This is a genomic window from Embleya sp. NPDC050493 (assembly GCF_044458105.1).
In the GTDB taxonomy this organism is placed as follows: domain Bacteria; phylum Actinomycetota; class Actinomycetes; order Streptomycetales; family Streptomycetaceae; genus Embleya.
In genome coordinates this window covers 678,125-695,154 of sequence record NZ_JBITHP010000003.1, presented here as the reverse complement: position 1 = coordinate 695,154, position 17,030 = coordinate 678,125, and the positions used below count along the sequence as shown (strand labels likewise).

Below are 17,030 nucleotides of genomic sequence, written 5' to 3'. Positions count from 1 at the left end.
GACCTCGACGAACGCACCCAAGGGCGTTGGCGCACAGCCCACTTGACCAGGTCGAACGTTCGAATCGGCGCCCCGGGCGACGGGCGGCGCACACCCGGCGGCCCGGCCCGCCGACGGGCGCCCGCGGCCGCGGTCGCGCGGGAGGCGGGCGCGCGGGAGGCGGGCGCGCGCGGTGCGGTCAGCCGGTGCGGCGGGAGCGGAGCCGGGCCGCCCAGCCGAGGGCGACGGCGAGGATCTCGCCAACGGGCCCGGGCCCCCTCGTCGTTCGGTTCCGCGACGGCGCGTCGTGGCGACTGGATTCGGCCAGTTTGGCCGCCGGGTCACCCGGGATACCGACTCGGCGCGGTGATCGGAGGGACCGGCGGCGTCGGGCGACGGCCGTTCCCGGCGCCCCTGGGTGGCGGATCGGCGCAGGTCGGGAGCGGGCGGCGGGAGCGGGCCGCGGAGCGGCGCGCAGAGGGGCCGGACGCGGCGGACCGGCGGGGCGCGGACGGCGAACCCCCGGTCGCCAAGCCAACTTATCGTAGTGGACTTGTCTCGGACCGTGATCGTGACATTGGATCGGTGACGGGACGAACACTGTGCGCAACGGGCACGGCGTCCCGGACATTCGCGTCGGTGCCGCCGACGGCACCGAGGCAACCCACCCGAACCGCCCGACGAGGAGTGGACCTTGATTCTCGACGACCTGGGCAACCCGAACGAACCGCCGCCGCGCCGGGACACCTCGGCGTATCCCGTCGGTTCCTACACCGAATGGGACCCGCTGGAGGAGGTGATCGTCGGCATCGTCGACGGAGCCGGCTTTCCCACGTGGCACATGTCCCTGCCGCCGGTCCTACCCGCCGATCAACACGACACCTTCCGCAGTCGGGCGGGCCGACCCTTCCCACCCGAACAAGTCGAGGCCGCCCGCCGGGAACTGGAACAGTTCGTGCACATCCTCGAAGCCGAGGGGGTGACCGTCCGTCGCCCGGAACCCATCCCGCAGCAGCAGACCTATCGCACCCTGGACTGGACCAGCACCGGCATGTACGCGGCCATGCCCCGAGACGCCCTGCTGGTCGTCGGCGACGAGATCATCGAATGCCCGATGGCCTGGCGTTCCCGCTACTTCGAGACGCTGGCCTATCGACCGCTGCTCAAGGAGTACTTCCACGCCGGGGCCAGGTGGAGCGCGGCACCGAAACCCGAACTCAAGGACGAGCAGTACGACCAGGACTGGACCGACCCCGGCGCGGACGGGCCGACCCGGCTGGTGGTCACCGAGTTCGAACCCACCTTCGACGCCGCCGACTTCACCCGGTGCGGCCGGGACATCATCGCCCAGACGAGCAATGTCACCAACACCTTCGGCATCGAGTGGCTGCGCCGCCATCTGGGCGACGAATACCGGATCCACGTCCTGGAGTTCAAGGACGCGCACCCGATGCACATCGACGCCACCCTGGTGCCGATGGCCCCCGGGAAACTGCTGATCCACCCGGAGCGTGTCCCCGAGGTGCCGAAACTGTTCAAGGGATGGGACGTGATGGCGGCCCCGCAGCCGGTCATCCCCGACGGGCACCCGCTCTACATGACCAGCAAGTGGCTCAACATGAACATCCTGATGCTGGACGAGGAACGGGTGATCGTGGAGCGCCGGGACGAGCCGATGATCACCGCGATGCGCAGGTTCGGCTTCACGCCCATCCCGTGCGACTTCCGGAACTTCAACAGCTTCGGCGGCTCGTTCCACTGCGCCACGCTCGACGTACGCCGCCGCGGAACCCTCGAATCCTACCTGTGAGGAACCCGGCGATGAGGATCTGGCGGAACACTCCGAAGGACGCACTCCTCCTGGGATTCAGCGTGGGTCAGTTCGCCGTCACCGTGCTGCTGGCCGTGCGTTGGGACGACGCCTCGGTCCCGGCGCAGGCCGGCGGGACCGCCGTGCTGGCGGTGATGACGGCGTACAACATCATCGTCATCTCCCATCTGTTCACGCACGTACCGTGGTTCACCTCCGACCGACTCAACGCGGCCGTGTCCGTACTGAATTCGGCCAACATCGGCCAGTCGGTGCAGGCCTACCAGCTCACCCACGTGCGCAACCACCATCGGTTCAACAACGACGCCCCGGGCGCGGACGGCACCACCCGCGACACCACGTCGACCTACCGTCGAGGCAGGAACGGCGAGCACGCCCCGCTGCCGCGCTACGCGCTCGGCGGCGCGCTGGAGTCGTTGATCGACCGCGTACGGGAAGTGTCGTACGTGGTCCGGCTGTGGCGGGTGGGCGCGGGCGAGACCGCCCTGCGCTCGTTGGCCTCGCGTCGGGAACACCGACGACGCGGCGAACTACGGCTGATCCAGGCGGATCGGGCGGCGCATGTGCTCACCCCCGCGCTGCTCGCGGTGATCTCCTGGCAGTGGGTCCTGCTGAGCTACCTGCCGGCCTACTTCGTGGCGCTGACCATGGTGAACGTACAGAACTACTACCGCCATTACGGGGCCGACCCCAGCGAGCGGGCGGCCGATTCGGTGAGCCACTACGGGCGGCTGTACAACCTGCTCACCTTCAACGACGGCTACCACCAGGAACACCACCTGAGCCCCGGCATGCACTGGTCGAGGATGCCGCAGGTACGCGAGCGCAACCGGGCCAGGCTCGAGGCCCAACCGCGGATCATAAGCCCGGTCCCGGCCATGCTCGGTTTCCTCGACCGCCGCCGACCGCTGCTGCACCGTGCGTCCGCGTCCGGTGCGCCCGGTGCGTCGGGTGCGTCCGGCGCACCCGGCGCCGAATTCGGGAGGATGTCGTGATCACCGGTCGATCGTTGCCCGCCGAGGGCTTCCGTGTACACGAGACGTCCGGCGTCGTGGACGTGTCCGCCGTCCACGCCGTGCTGCGCGGCGAGTTGGCCGCGTATCGGGTGACCGGCTTCGTCACGCCGCAGGACTGCGCGCGGATCACCGCCAACTTCTGGGCCTCCCCGCAACGCACCCCGCGCTACGGGGCGGGACAGGACGGCGTCGAAGGGTACTTCGTCGGCGCTTCGCACATCGAGAAGAGCACGGCGGAGTACCTGACCGACGTGGCGAAATCGGCAGACGCCGTGGCGGCCCTGTACGAGGGTGCCGTCGACCCGGTGGCGGCCCTGCGCGAAGCGCTCGTCGCCCACGGCGTGGTCGCCGGGGCCCGCCCGGCCGTGCACGACGGCCGGGTCGCGGGCGACTCGAAGGCGGTGTGCTGGAACCAGACCGGCGCCTACCAGCTCATGCCGCACGACGATCTCGCGCAACTTCGCGACCCGCTCCAGGCGGGCTTCGAGATCCAACGCCTGTCCCGGGTGATGGCGATCAACGCCTATCCGCAAGTGCCCGTGGGGAGCGGGGCGTTGCGCCTGTGGAACGTCGAACCGGACGATGCTTCGCGGGCGGCGCTGGGGCTGACCTACAGCGGCTTCCCGTATCCGCCGGAGCTGTTGACCGACCACGCCGATCTGACGGTGCCGGTCGCCACCGGCGACCTGTGCGTGATCGACGGCAACCTCGCGCACGCGGTGGTGGGCAGCGAACAGGCCCGGCCCGCCGCCCGACTACTGCTGACGTGCTTCACGGCGCAGGACGACGACGGCGAACTCCTCTGGTGGACCTGAGCATCGGGATCGGTTCCTTCCCGGCCCGGCTCGGGACGGGCCCGGGCGAGGGCGGGCCAGGAGTATGAGCGGATCCCGGGGTCGGTGACGAACCCGGCTGCGGGCGGGCCCGCATGCCGGCGACCGATCCGAAGTGGCCCGGGGCGTCCGGCGGCGGTGGGTCCGGGGCGGATACGACACCGCCCCGGACCATCGTCATCGCTCGGCCGGCCGCGACTCGGCCAGTGCGAGGCCGCCGACGGCCGTGAGCATCATCAGCGTGCCCACGATCGTCGCCGCGGTGAGCCGCTCGTCCAGCAGCAGGACGGCCAGCGCCGCCGCGCTGACCGGTTCGATCAACATCACGACCGAGGCGGTGACCGCCCGTACCGCGGCGGTGCCGGCGAAGTACAGCGGATAGGCAAGTGCGGTCGTCACGGCGGCGACGTAGAGCATCATCGCCAACACCCGCCCCGGCTGCGCGGTTTGTGGCCACACCCCCTCGCCCAGGGCGAACGGCAACATCACCGCCGCACCGATCCCGAACGACCACACCGTGAGGGTGGCGGGATCCTCCCCCGCGCCGAGCCGCCCCGTCCACCGACCGAGCAGGTTGGATGCGGCGAATCCCGCCGCGGACAGCAGCGCCAACCCCACACCCAGGGGCCGGACATCGGTCTGCCGGTTGCCCAACACCAGTATCGCGAGCCCGATCAGCGCCCCGCCGATCGCCGACAGCCCGCTGCGCCCGATGCGTTCGCCCAGGAACAGCCGGCCTCCGGCCGCGGTCAACACCGGGGCGGCGCCCAACGCGACGATCGTGGCGACGGCCAGCCCGGTCTGCATCACCGCGCCGAAATAGGCCGACTGGAACACGGCCAGGCCGGCGCCCGTGCCGGTGAACAGGAGCGCACGGCGCCCCGGCGGCTGCCCGGCGGTACGCGGGGCCGGGCCGGAGGGACGCAGCAGGCCGGCCGCGAGCAGCAGCACCATCCCGCTGACGAAGCGCCAGAACGAGACGGCCATCGGCCCGAAGTCGCTCGACCGATAGATCACTTCCACGGCCGCCCCGGTCGTCCCCCAGGTGACCCCGGCGATCGAGAGGTAGGTCAGCCCACGCGGCACCGACCGCGCCGGCCTGTCCTCGACCGGAGAAGGCATTGCGGCACGGTTCGACACGATCACATCTCCAGACCGAGCACGGGACCAGCGGGACCGGCGGGCACCGCGCGGCACATGAACGTCACTCTAGGCCATTCGAGTATCAGCGGAGAGTGTCCGACCGAACATTTGCCGCACGAACCTTCGGCCTCCCCGCGGGGGCCAACCGCCGTCCACACCGACCGGCCCGGTGCGCACTCGAACGGCGCGGGCCGCGCCGTCGGACCGACCGTCGCGGCCTCGCCGACGGGCGGGAGCAGGAGCCGGCGCGCCTCGGGTCGTTGCCCGGGACGCGGCTTCCCGACGAGAAGTCAGGCCCTTCCTCTTGCCTTGACGACCCGTCAGATACATGCTTCGTTTGGAACGAGCATTTCATATGTGAAATGCGGAAGCGGGTCGTCCGCACCGTTCCCGTACCGCCGGCGCGGCGGGGCGGCATCGAGGAACAGGGGCACTTCGTGGGTCGGAGCATGGATGTGGGCGTGGGCCGGGACGTCGGCCGCCTTGCCGGGAAGGTCGCGCTGGTCACCGGCGCGGCCCGCGGTCAGGGCGCGGCGCACGCGTGCCGATTCGCCGCCGAGGGCGCCAAGGTCGTGCTCGCCGACGTGCTGGACGAGGACGGCGCGAGCCTGGCGGCGGAGATCGGCGCGGACGCGGTGTACACGCGTCTGGACGTGCGCGACGAGGACGACTGGGCGGCCGCGGTGCGATTGGCGGGCGAGCGGTTCGGGACCCTGGACGTGCTGGTGAACAACGCGGGGGTGAACCACTTCGCGCCGATCCTGGACACCACGACCGCGGACTTCATGCGGGTCGTGGAGATCAACCTGCTCGGTTGCTTCCTGGGCATCAGGACGGCCGCGCCCGCCATCGTGGCGGCCGGCGGCGGGTCGATCGTGAACGTGTCGTCCATCAACGGCCTGGTCGGCGCCGCCCACACGAGCGCGTACGTGGCCACGAAGTTCGCGATCCGCGGGCTCACCAAGTCCGCGGCGATCGAACTGGGGCCGCTCGGAGTCCGGGTCAACTCGATCCACCCCGGCGCGATCGACACGGACATGGCCCGCGCCGGGTTGGAGCTCGCGCGACAACACGGCTTGGACCCGATGGCCAAGCTGCCGCTCGGCCGGGTCGGGACCGTCGAGGAGGCCGCGAACCTCGCGCTGTTCCTCGCGTCGGAGGAGTCCTCGTACTCCACCGGATCCGAGTTCGTCTTCGACGGCGGCTGGACGGCGGGACCCGGCTCCTGACCCCTGCGCGCCCCGACCCGGATGCGGGCGTTCGGTCGACCACTCGACGGTCGAGCCGCCCGAGCCTGCGCGACCCGAACCCGCGATCCCCGGATTCCCCCGACTCCCGGTTCCGCCCGGTTCCGCGATCTCCGATTGCCGATTCCCCGATCCCCGGTTCCGCGATCCCGCGAAGCGCCGAACCCGCCGACTCTCCCGAAGGACACAGCAGATGAACAACCCGAACAGCTGGGACCGCATCGTCGACGTCGTGGTGGTCGGCTCGGGCGGTGCCGCCCTGACCGCCGCGACGCTCGCACACGACGACGGCGCGGAGGTCCTGATCCTGGAGAAGTCCGCCATGCTCGGCGGCACGACCGCCGTCTCGGGCGGGGTGATGTGGTTGCCGGGCAACCACCACATGACGGGCGGCGACGACCGCGAGGACGCCCTCGCCTACATTCGGGCGACGGCCGACGGGCGTGAACCCGACCCGGAGTTGTCGGAGGTGTTCGTCGACACCGCGCCGCAGATGTTGCGCTACCTGGAGGAGCACACGCCGCTGCGCACCCACACCAGCCCACTGGTGGACTATTACGCGACGTGGGGCCTGCCCGGTCACCACGCGACCCCGGGCCGCGCGGTGGAGCCGGACCCGTACCCGGTGGGCAGCGAACTCGGCGAATGGGCGGCCAGGTTGGTCGATCGCGGCACCCTGATGTCGCTGGGGGCGGCGACCACGCTCAGCGAGGACATGGCGCCCAAGACGCCCGAGCTGCTGGCCGAACTGGCCCGCCGCGAAGCCGAGGACGTCCGGCCCAAGGGCGCGGCGCTGATCGCGCGGCTGTTCAAGGGCCTGCTGGAGCGCGGCGTCACCACACTGCCGCAGACCCCGGCACTCGACCTGGTCGTCGTCGACGGGCAGGTGGTCGGCGTACGCGCGGAACACGACGGCGCGCTGCTGAACATCGGCGCGCGCAAGGGCGTCGTGCTGGCCTGCGGCGGCTTCGAATGGAACCCCGAACTGGTGCGCGCGCACATCGGGTACGACGTGCGGCCGCTCACCCCGTGGCGCAACAACACCGGCGACGGCCTGGCGATGGCCGTGGCCGCAGGCGCCGAGTTGGGCAACATGACCTCGTACTGGGGCACCCCCGCGATGTTCGACCCCGAGATCACCCGGGACGGCGAGCGGGTCCCGCAGTTCGAGTGGGGTCGCGGCGCACCCGCGTCGGTCGTCGTCAACCGCGCGGGGGTGCGCTTCGCGAACGAGGCGCTCCCGTACAACGACTTCCCCAAGATGTTCGGCGCGTTCGACGGGGTGGGTTTCCCCAACACCGGCCCGGCGTACCTCGTCTTCGACCACACGGTACGCGCCGGCCGCCGCATCCTGTCCATGCTGCCCGGCGGCGCGGACCCCGCGTGGGTGCACCGCGCCGACACGATCGCCGAACTCGCGGAACTCGCCGGGCTCCCCGCAGCGGCCCTGGAGGCGACCATCGGCCGGTTCAACACCCACGCCGAGAAGGGCACGGACCCCGACTTCGACCGCACCGAACGTGGCCTGATGGCGCCCGGGCAGGTCGCACCGATCACCGAACCGCCGTTCTACGCGGTCGAGATCCACCCCGGCACCCTCGGCACCAACGGCGGCCCCCGGATCGACCGCCATGCCCGGGTCCGCAGCCAGGGCGGCGGCACCGTGCCCGGCCTGTACGCGGCGGGCAACACCGCGGCCAACCTGTTCGGCTGGGCCTACCCCAGCGGCGGCGCCACCATCGCCGCGGGGATGGTCGTCGGCTACCTGGCCGGCCGGCACGCCGCCCGGCAGCCCGCCCGCACCATCTGACCGGCGACCCGATCCGCCGATCATCCCGATTCCCGACCGCCCGAACCCCCGAACCCCCGGCACAAGGAGACACAGGTGTCCGCAGGACCCGACCCGGCAAGACCGATGTCCGCAAGACCGATGCCCGCAGGGCCGGTTCCTACAGGGCCGGTTGCCTCAAGTCGGATACCGACGAGGCCGATCCGTGTCCGCGCGGCCCGCCGCACCTGCGTGGTGACGGGAGTTCTCGCGCTGGTCGCGGCCTCCGCGGCGTGCGGGGGCGGCGGTGCCTCCGCCGCGCACACCCTGACGATGCTCGCGGTTCAGGACTCGACCACGCTGGACCCGTTCCGCGCCAACACCACGGCGCTCGTGGACGGCCCGCGGCTGAACGCCCTGTACGACCCGCTGTTCTACCTCGACACCACCACCGGCAAGGCCACCCCGCACCTGGGCGAATCCCTGTCCAGCGCGGACGGCGGGGCGACGTGGACGATGAAGTTGCGGCCCGATGTGCGCTTTTCCGACGGGACGCCGTTCGACGCGGCCGCGGTCAAGCTGAACTACGACACCCACGCCAAGCCGGAGACCCGCTCGTTGCAGCGCAACGCCGCCGCCTCGCTGCGAACCGCGGTCGTCGACCCGCTCACCCTGTCGATCACCGTCGTGGGCGCGCCGAACCCCAACCTCGACCGGATCATCGCCACCAATCTCCCGTACATCGAGGCCCCCTCCGCGATCGCCCAGGGCCCGGACACCTACGGCAGCAAGCCGATCGGCGCGGGCCCGTTCACCCTGGACACCTGGACCCGCGGCTCGGAGCAGACCTTCGTCAAGAACAAGGACTACTGGCAAAAGCACAAGGGCCTGCCCAAACTCGACCGGCTCGTGATCCGGACGGTGCCCGACATCGAGCAGCAGTACAGCACCGTCAAGTCCGGGCAGGCGGACCTGTTTCCGAGCAGCGACCCCCGCCTCCTGGCCCGCGCCGGCAAGGAACTCAAGGCCGTCGAGGCGCCGGTCGGCGGCGGCCAGATGGTCCAGTTCAGCCTGGCCCGAGCCCCGTTCGACGACCCGCGCGCCCGCCGGGCGATCGCCCTCTCCCTCGACGCGGGCACCATCTGCCGCGTCCTGGACAACGGCTGCACCCCCGCAACGGGGCTGTTCTCCCCGGCCGGTCCGTTCTTCGACGCCGGCGTCACACAACCCGCGCCGGATCGGGCCGAGGCGCAACGCCTGTTCGACGCCCTTGCCGCCGAGGGCAAGAAGGTCGACTTCACCTTCCTGATCCCGCGCAACCCCTCCGCCGCCAAGGCCGCCGAGACCATCCAGAGCCGGCTGCGCGAGTTCCGGAACGTGGCGATGACCATCGACGCGCCGGACGTGGGGACGTACCTGACCAAGTACGCGGTCCAGAAGGACTTCCAGGCCATGCTCTTCCAACTGACCTTCGTCGATCCCGAGCCGATCCTGTTCAACTTCTACACCTCCACCAGCGCACAGAACGCCACCGGCTGGAAGAACCCCGAGGCCGACCGCGCCCTGGCCGGCGGCCGACAGGCCACCGACCCCGCCGTGCGCAGGCAGGCGTACGCCGACCTGCAACGCGCCCTGGTCGCGGACCTTCCGATCTGGGTGTACACCCGAAACCCGCTCGGCCTGATCCACACCACCAGGGTCACCGACCTGCGGTACTACGGCGAGGCGTTGCCGTTCCTGGACCGCGTCGACGTGGGCTGACCCCCGACCGAAGGGTGTTCGTGGTCGATCGACAGGGTGGGCCGGCTCCCGTACTGTGCGTGCCGACGACGGCGTCACACATGGGGGATCGACATGGAGTACCTCTTCTATTGTCGCGACAAGCCGGGAACCAGGGCCTTGCGAGACGAACTTCTGGAAGCCCACTGGTCGTTCATGGACGGGTACGCCGAGGGCATGATCGCCCGCGGGCCGACCTTCGCCCCCGACGGCGAGACGGTGACCGGCAGCGTCCACATCGTCGACCTGCCGGACGCCGATGCCGCGCGCGTGTTCGCGTACGACGAGCCGAACCACCGGGCGGGCGTGTACGAGGAAGAGGTGCTCATCCGGCGTTGGCGCAACACGCTCGGCCGGAAGATGTGGGACTTCGAGGGGAGTTCCGAAGGCCGCCCGCGCTTTCTGATCCTCGCCCACGGCCGGGCGGACCCGGCCGCCGGTCGGGACGGGTCGCCCGAGGAGCAGCTGCGCCTTCTGGTCGACGGCGACCACCGCGACAACCTGATCGTCTGCGGCCCGTTGCTCTCCACCGACGCCGCTGAGGAATGGCTGGGCATCGCGATCCTGGCCGAGTTGCCGGACCGCACGTCCGCGGAGCGCCTGTTGACCCGCGCGCCGTACACCCGAGCCGGCCTGTACGAGCACATCGAGGTCCACGACTGGTGCTTCGGCGGCCGACGGCAGGAGAATCAGGCCCCCTCCGGCGGACCCTGATCGCGCGCCGCCTGAGCGTTCCCTTCGACCACGACGGCGACATCGCGGTGCCCGGCGCCCTGGTCCCGGTCCACTGCGACCTCACCCACGACCACGCGCTCTACGTCGAACCCGACGTCTGGATCCGCCACACCACCCACCCGCGCGGCGACTGAAGCTCGGGGCCGCAGCTCGGGGCGAGCGCGGAGCATGAGCACATCCGGCACCCGGTCCGCTGCCCGTCCGGGGGGGTGGCCGCGACCGGCGGACGTGCCGACGGCCACCGCCCCGGGACGAGGGGCGGTGGCCGTCGACGGGTTCCGCAAAGAGGTGCGTCGGTCCGGCGAGGGGCGGGTCAGTCCATCCGCACGATCGCCGCGACCGGGCCGCCGCCGGAGGGGCCCTGGTGCACGGCCGCGACCGAGACGAAGACGGCCGGGTCGCCGGTGACGGCCGCGGTCACGCCGCCGACGGTGGCCTTGATCTGGCGGTGCCAGTGCACGTCCGAGTCGTCGAGCATGATGTTGCGTCGACCGCGCACGCTGCCGCTCGGGTCCGCCTCGCACTTGAGGAACACGTTGACCAGGCGGTCGCCCAGGTCGGAGGTGTGCGGGCGGTCCGGCAGGTCGATGCCGGCCGAGCGGATCGCCGACCAGATGCCGTCCGCGTCCAGCGCGTCCTTCATCACGTCGTGGCCGACCCGGAACGGACCGCCCACACCGCGCACGTTGCCGACCACGACGATCTGCGCGCAGTCCAGTTCGACGCCGGAGGAGCAGGACGCCACCGACGAGTACAGCGACAGGTCGCGGTGGATCTGCTCGGCGGTCGGCAGCTCGATCTCGCCGAGCGCCACCGCGATGCCCAGCGCGGTGGTGGAGTTGGACACGTCCATCGACTTGAGGGTGTCCTCGGTCCACACGTCGAACCCGCGCGCCTTGGCGTCGTTGATGGTGTCCAGCACCAGCAGCGGCGTCTTGGTCTGCACGTAGTGCACGTCGGCCGGGTCGGTGATGCCCGCGACGGCCATCGCCTTGCGTACGCCGGCGGCGACCTTCTCCACCATCGGCACCCGGCCGATGTCCTCGGGCAGGATCTGCTCGCTCATCGCGACGCCGACCGACACGCGCGGCTCGTCGGTGGGCTCGTACCGGTTCTCCGGCGCGTACGCGAAGACCGTCGCGTGCGGGGAGATCACACCGTCGGTACCGCCGGACCACACCAGCGGAACCTGCTGCGCCTCCTCGGCCGAACGCTTCCCCTTGGCGACCAGCACCTCGCGGAAGGCGCGGTCGGCCAGGATGCGGGTGTAGTCGTTGACCCCGCCGTTGCCCTCGGTCTTGCCGATGACGGCGAGCACGTCGTCCGCGGCGAACACGCCGTCGTCGATGAGCTTGGCCAATCCGGACGCGTCGGTGACGCTCTCGATGGCGACCTTGTGAACCTCGATCGGCCTGGGCACTCGTTCCACCTCGTTCATTGGAGTTCGCCGAATTCTTCGACGCCGAATTCTTTGCGGTCGAATTCTTTGTACTTCGTCACCTGCGACTGTCGCGGACGACGGGCCGTTACCCGCCCGACTCCACGACCGTCCCGGATTCGCCCGCCACCGCGGCGGTGATCCGGTCCAGTGACGTGATCACCGAGCGCCGGCCGCCCTTCTCGACGAAGCGCACCGCCGCCTCGACCTTGGGTCCCATGCTGCCACCGGCGAACTGGCCGGCCGCGGCGTGTTCGCGCAGCTCTTCGGGGGTGACCCGGCCGATCACCCGCACGTTCGCGGTGCCGTAGTCGAGCATCGCGTTGGGTACGTCGGTGGCGATCACCAGCACGTCCGCGTCCACCGACACGGCGAGCAGGGCCGCGGTGAGGTCCTTGTCCAGGACCGCCTCCACGCCGCGCTCGGCGCCGTCCGCGTCGCGCACCACCGGAATGCCGCCGCCACCGGCCGCGATCGTGGTGAAGCCCGCCGCGACCAGCGTCCGGATGGCCGGCGCGTCGACCACCTCCAGCGGATCCGGCGACGGTACGACCCGCCGCCAGCCCTTCGCGCCCCGGTCCTCCCAGTGCTGACCGAGCGCGACGAACCGCTCCGCGTCGGCCCGCGGCAGATGCCGGCCGACCGGCTTGGTGGGGTGCTCGAACGCCGGGTCGGCGCCATCCACGAGCGTGCGGGTCACCACGGCCGCCACCGGTGCCGCCAGCCCACGGCGCCGCAGTGCGGCCTCCAGGGCGGAGACGATGGTGAAGCCGAGGGTGCCCTGCGTCTGCGCGCCGCACCAGTCCAGGGTCACCGGAGGAACGACGTGCGCGGTGAGTTCGTTCTTGACCAGCAGGTTGCCCACCTGCGGTCCGTTGCCGTGGGTGAGCACCACCTCGACGCCGGAGGCGATCAGGTCGGCCACCGCTTCCATCGCCACCGCGACGGCGGACCGCTGGGCGTCCGGGGTGGCGCTGCCATCGGGTCCCGTCATGGCGTTTCCGCCGAGGGCGATGAGTACTCTCCCGGTGCGGGGAGTTGGCATGTGTCGAACTCTCCTGTTCCTGTCGTACGCGGGAGTCCCGTCCGTTCGGGACTTGGGACTCTAGGCCGGTCACCAGGTCGATGGCTTGGGAGTTTGTTGACCACAAACACCCATCGATCTGGCAAATCTTGCCGAGTGGTGGACGGCGGTGGATATCGCCGGCGAATCCGGACGGTACGCGCCGCCGGCGGCTGCCGGGCGCTGCGCAACGCCGGCGGGTCGGTCGGGCCCGCGGTCGGCCCGCCGCCCTCAGCAGCCCAGCCGGGCGTACCGTTCCAACCGGGCCGCACGCCGCTCGGCCGTGGGTCGGCGCAGCAGGCCGACCAACTCGTACTCCAGCACCTGCGCCAGCCGAGCCAGGAACGCGACCGGCTCGTCGGCCGCGTCGGGCCGCTCGGCCACGATCCGGTCCACCACCCCGTCGCGCAGCAGGTCCAGCGACCTGATGCCCTGCGCGGCGGCGATCTCCGCTCCCCGGGACGGCGTCCGGTAGCGCAGCGCCGACGCCCCCTCGGGCGGCAGCGGCGACAACCAGCCGTGCTGGGCGCACAACACCCGATCGGCGGGCAACAGGGCCATGGCGCCGCCGCCCGCGCCCTGCCCGAGCAGCAGGCACAACGTCGGGGTGGGCAGGGTGACCAACTCGGCCAGACAGCGGGCTATCTCGCCGGCCAGGCCACCCTCCTCGGCCTCCCGGCTGAGCGCCGCGCCGCCGGTGTCCACGACGCTGACCAGCGGCAGGTCGAGTTCGGCGGCCAGTCGCATGCCGCGCCGGGCCACCCGCAGCCCGGCCGGGCCGAACGGACCGTGGCTCGACTGCCGGGCCCGGTCCTGGGCCAGCACCACGCACGGCGCGCCGCCGAACCTGGCCAGCGCGAGCAGCAGACCGGGGTCGCTCTCGCCCTGGCCGGTCCCGTGCAGCGGCACCACCGCGCTCGCCGCGTGGCGCAACAGGGCGCGGGCGCCCGGGCGTTCGGCACGACGGGAGAGTTCGACCGAGGTCCATGCCGGGACGTCGGCCAGATCCTCGACCGGCAACGGGGCGACGTCGGGCAGGTGTTCCCGCGGGGCGGTGACGATATCCAGGACTCGTGCGGCCACTTCGCCGAGCCGGTCGGGCTCGACGACGGCGTCCACCAGTCCGTGCGCGTACAGGTTCTCCGCGACCTGGACACCCTCCGGGAAGGGTTGCCCGTGCAGAGCCTCGTACACGCGCGGGCCCAGGAAGCCGATCAGCGCGCCGGGTTCGGCGGCGGTGACGTGACCGAGTGAGCCCCACGAGGCGAGCACACCACCGGTGGTGGGGCCTCGCAGGTAGACGAGGTACGGCAGGCCGGCGCTCTTGTGAGCGGCGACGGCGGCACTGATCCGCACCATCTGGAGGAAGGCGACCGTGCCCTCCTGCATGCGGGTTCCGCCGGAGGTCGGCGATGCCACGAGCGGCAGCCGTTCGGCGGTGGCACGTTCGATCGCGGCGACCAGGCGCGAGGACGCGGCCACCCCGATCGAACCGGCCAGGAAGTCGAACTCGCAGGCCACCACGGCCACTCGGCGACCCTGGATGCGGCCCTCGCCGGTGACCACCGACTCGTCCACGCCGCTCTTGGCCGCGGCGGCCCGCAGTTCGTCGACGTACCCCGGGTCCAGCCGCTCCGGGCGGTGCGGCGCGGTGTCCCAGCTCGTCCAGGTGTCGGGGTCCAGGACCAGCCGGATCAGCGCGTGCGCACCGACGCGGGTGCGGCGGTTCGGTACGGGCGCGGTCGCGGGCGCCGGCACGGGCGCGGTGTTCATGCGCGCCGCGCGGCGTGCAGGGCGCGGGCGTCCTCGGCGTCGAGCCACGCCTGCACGCTGTCCGTGTGCTGGCCCAGCGTCGGCGGGGCCTCGTGCCGGCGCCGACCGCCGTCCGCCGAACCGCCGTCCACGTCGGCCACGGCGTCGAGGCGGATCGGCGGGCCGGGCAGGGTGATCGGACCGAGAGTGCTGTGCATGACGTCGAGCAGCAGACCCTGCGACCTGGTCTGGTCCCACTCGTAGACCCGGTCGATCGTGCGCACCTCGCCGGCCGGTATGCCCGCGGCGGCCAGTTCCGGCAACAGCGCGTCCACCTCGCGCGCGGCGAACGCGGCGTTGATCGCGTCCGCGAGTTCGGCCCGGTTGACCACGCGGTCGGCGTTGACCGCGAAGCGCGGGTCGTCCACCGCCAAGCCGACCATCGGGGCGAACTTGGCCCACAACTTCTCGCTGCCCACCGCGACCTGGATGATCGCGTCCTTGCAGCGGTAGGAGCCGTACGGCTGGAGCGAGGGGTGCAGGTTGCCCTGCGCGTGCCCGACCTGGCCGGCCACGGTGTAGTTGGTGCCCTGGAAGGCGTGTACGCCGACGATCGCGGCGAGCAGCGAGGTGCGCACGACCCGGCCGAGGCCGGTGCGTTCGCGCTCGTGCAGTGCGGCGACCACGCCGTAGGCGCCGTACATCCCGGCCAGCAGGTCGCCGATCGGCACGCCGATCCGGGTGGGGTCGTCGGGGCCGGGGCCGGTCAGGCTCATCAGGCCGGCCTCGCCCTGGGCGATCTGGTCGTAGCCGGGTCGACCGCCCTGCGGGCCGTCGTGCCCGAAGCCGGTGATGGACAGCACCACCAGGCGCGGGTTGAGCCGGGTCAGCTCCTCCATCGGGAAGCCGAGTCGATCGAGCACGCCGGTGCGGAAGTTCTCCACGAGCACGTCGCTGTGCCGGATCAGTCGGGCCAGCGTGCGTCGGCCCTCCTCGGTCTTCAGGTCGAGGACGATCGACTCCTTGTTGCGGTTGCAGGACAGGAAGTAGGTCGACTCGCGCGCATCCTCGGCCCCGACGAACGGCGGACCCCAGCCACGGGTGTCGTCGCCGCCGTCCGGGTTCTCCACCTTGATGACCCGGGCGCCCATGTCGCCGAGCATCATCGCGGCGTGCGGGCCGGCGAGGGCGCGGGAGAGGTCGAGCACGACGAGGTCGCAGAGCGGTCCGCTCACGTCGAAACACCCCTTTCTGCAAGTGTGCGGTGTGGCGCGTCCGTGCATCCGTGCATCCGTGCGGTGTGCGGGTGTGGTGCGTGACGCGTGCCGGCAGTGCATGTGTGCGCGGTGTGGGTGGCGGGACGAGATGCGTCGTCCGGCGCCGGATGCGTCCAAGCTAGGCGGCTTCGGGGTTCCGCTCCCCGTCAGTTACTGCCCAAGGAATCGCGCTCGCTTGGCAAAACTTGGTGTTGGAAGCCCGGTGCGTCATGCGCGTCCTCGGGCCCGAACACCCGCCGGGCGAAGTCCACGAAGCGGGTCGGCGCACGATCGAGCAGCGCGGCCAGGGTGCGCGGATTGCCGGTCAGGCCGTGCCGGTCGTAGAAGGCGAACATCGCGGTGAGGGTGTCCAGCGCATAGCCGGACAGCCCGCCGGCACGGGCCTCCTCGCACCAGTCGCGCGGGTCGATCCGGCGTGCGGTCACCGGCCGGCCCAGCACCTCGGACAGCTCCTCGGCGATCCGCCTAGGGGTCAGCGCCTCGGGACCGGCCAGTTCGTACACCGCGTCCTCGTGCCCCTCCTCGCACAACACCACGGCCGCCGCCCGGGCGACATCGCGCAGATCGACGGCGGCGAACGGCGCGTCCACCCGGTACGGCACCGCGAAGTCGCCGGTCCGCACGATCGCGTCGCGCGCGTCGAGGGTGTTCTGCTGGTACGGCCCCGGCTGCAACACGGTCACCGCGAGGCCCGACTCGAACAGGGCCTCCTCGACCCGCGCCTTCGCCTCGTGATGCGGCATCGCCCGCAACTGCGGCCGCAGCACCGAATGGAACACGAACCGCCCCACCCCGGCCCGCTGCGCCGCCGCGATCACCGCACGACCGATGGCCGGCTCGTCCGGATGCACGTTCGGGGCGATGTGATAGACCGCCGTACCCCCGCGCAGCGCCCGGTCCAGGTCGGCCGGTTCCCCGACGTCCCCCACCACGGCCTCGGTCGCCCCCGCCGCGAGCGCCACCGCGACCTGCTCGGGCCGGCGCACGAACGCCCGAACCCGAGCCCCACGCTCCGCCAACGCCCAGGTGAGCGCCCGCCCGGTCTTCCCCGCCGCACCAGTGATCACGATCATGCACTCACGCTAGGCAGCGGACCGATCCCCGGCACCGTCCGCCCTCGCCAACAGCCACCCCCGAAATCGGGCACATCCTGCCGAAGGCAGGACGCG

13 protein-coding genes are annotated in these 17,030 nt (G+C 71.7%); 7 read left to right on the top strand and 6 right to left on the bottom strand.

The annotated features are described in order from the left end of the window. Positions 1-673: 673 nt before the first annotated feature. Genes ACIBM5_RS09720 through ACIBM5_RS09710 form a run of 3 tightly spaced genes read left to right on the top strand, consistent with a single transcriptional unit; the run spans position 674 to position 3,641 of the window. Positions 674-1,789 carry an amidinotransferase gene (locus ACIBM5_RS09720; protein WP_396006285.1) on the top strand — a complete coding sequence of 372 codons (1,116 nt, stop codon included), beginning with the start codon at positions 674-676 and terminating at the stop codon, positions 1,787-1,789. 11 nt (positions 1,790-1,800) lie between these two features. After that, complete coding sequence (locus tag ACIBM5_RS09715) at positions 1,801-2,805, top strand: fatty acid desaturase family protein (protein WP_396006284.1); 1,005 nt, start codon at positions 1,801-1,803, stop codon at positions 2,803-2,805. Continuing rightward, positions 2,802-3,641: a hypothetical protein gene (locus tag ACIBM5_RS09710; protein WP_396006283.1), complete on the top strand. Its 840-nt coding sequence runs from the start codon at positions 2,802-2,804 to the stop codon at positions 3,639-3,641. The genes ACIBM5_RS09715 and ACIBM5_RS09710 overlap by 4 nt, the downstream gene beginning before the upstream one ends. 195 nt (positions 3,642-3,836) lie before the next feature. Here the strand turns inward: ACIBM5_RS09710 and ACIBM5_RS09705 are convergent, their stop codons facing one another. Further along, complete coding sequence (locus tag ACIBM5_RS09705; protein ID WP_396006281.1) at positions 3,837-4,781, bottom strand: DMT family transporter; 945 nt, start codon at positions 4,779-4,781, stop codon at positions 3,837-3,839. A gap of 383 nt (positions 4,782-5,164) precedes the next feature. On the opposite strand from ACIBM5_RS09705, the gene ACIBM5_RS09700 reads away from it, so the two are divergent. From ACIBM5_RS09700 to ACIBM5_RS09685, 4 genes are all read left to right on the top strand, one after another. Next, a complete protein-coding gene (locus tag ACIBM5_RS09700; protein WP_396006279.1) occupies positions 5,165-6,031 on the top strand; it encodes a glucose 1-dehydrogenase in 867 nt (288 codons plus the stop codon). A 211-nt stretch (positions 6,032-6,242) separates the two neighbouring features. After that, on the top strand, positions 6,243-7,859 hold the full coding sequence (locus ACIBM5_RS09695) for an FAD-dependent oxidoreductase (RefSeq protein ID WP_396006278.1): 1,617 nt from the start codon (positions 6,243-6,245) through the stop codon (positions 7,857-7,859). Between the two features lie 213 nt (positions 7,860-8,072). Then, on the top strand, positions 8,073-9,578 hold the full coding sequence (locus ACIBM5_RS09690; RefSeq protein ID WP_396006277.1) for an ABC transporter substrate-binding protein: 1,506 nt from the start codon (positions 8,073-8,075) through the stop codon (positions 9,576-9,578). Positions 9,579-9,671: 93 nt separating this feature from the next. Further along, a complete protein-coding gene (locus tag ACIBM5_RS09685) occupies positions 9,672-10,310 on the top strand; it encodes a YciI family protein (protein ID WP_396006276.1) in 639 nt (212 codons plus the stop codon). Between the two features lie 334 nt (positions 10,311-10,644). On the opposite strand, the gene ACIBM5_RS09680 is transcribed toward ACIBM5_RS09685, so the two are convergent. The 5 genes from ACIBM5_RS09680 to ACIBM5_RS09660 form a co-directional block, all read right to left on the bottom strand. Continuing rightward, positions 10,645-11,769 carry a ring-opening amidohydrolase gene (locus tag ACIBM5_RS09680; protein ID WP_396006275.1) on the bottom strand — a complete coding sequence of 375 codons (1,125 nt, stop codon included), beginning with the start codon at positions 11,767-11,769 and terminating at the stop codon, positions 10,645-10,647. A gap of 88 nt (positions 11,770-11,857) precedes the next feature. Beyond that, a complete protein-coding gene (locus tag ACIBM5_RS09675; RefSeq protein ID WP_396006274.1) occupies positions 11,858-12,814 on the bottom strand; it encodes a carbamate kinase in 957 nt (318 codons plus the stop codon). Positions 12,815-13,063: 249 nt separating this feature from the next. Continuing rightward, positions 13,064-14,605, bottom strand: a complete 1,542-nt coding sequence (locus ACIBM5_RS09670) for a carboxyl transferase domain-containing protein (protein ID WP_396006273.1) — start codon at positions 14,603-14,605, stop codon at positions 13,064-13,066. Further along, positions 14,602-15,819, bottom strand: a complete 1,218-nt coding sequence (locus ACIBM5_RS09665; RefSeq protein ID WP_396006272.1) for a CaiB/BaiF CoA transferase family protein — start codon at positions 15,817-15,819, stop codon at positions 14,602-14,604. Before ACIBM5_RS09665 ends, ACIBM5_RS09670 begins: the two co-directional genes overlap by 4 nt. 188 nt (positions 15,820-16,007) lie before the next feature. Next, positions 16,008-16,934 (bottom strand): SDR family oxidoreductase, encoded by a 927-nt coding sequence (locus ACIBM5_RS09660; RefSeq protein ID WP_396006271.1) that lies wholly within the window; start codon positions 16,932-16,934, stop codon positions 16,008-16,010. Positions 16,935-17,030: the final 96 nt, after the last annotated feature.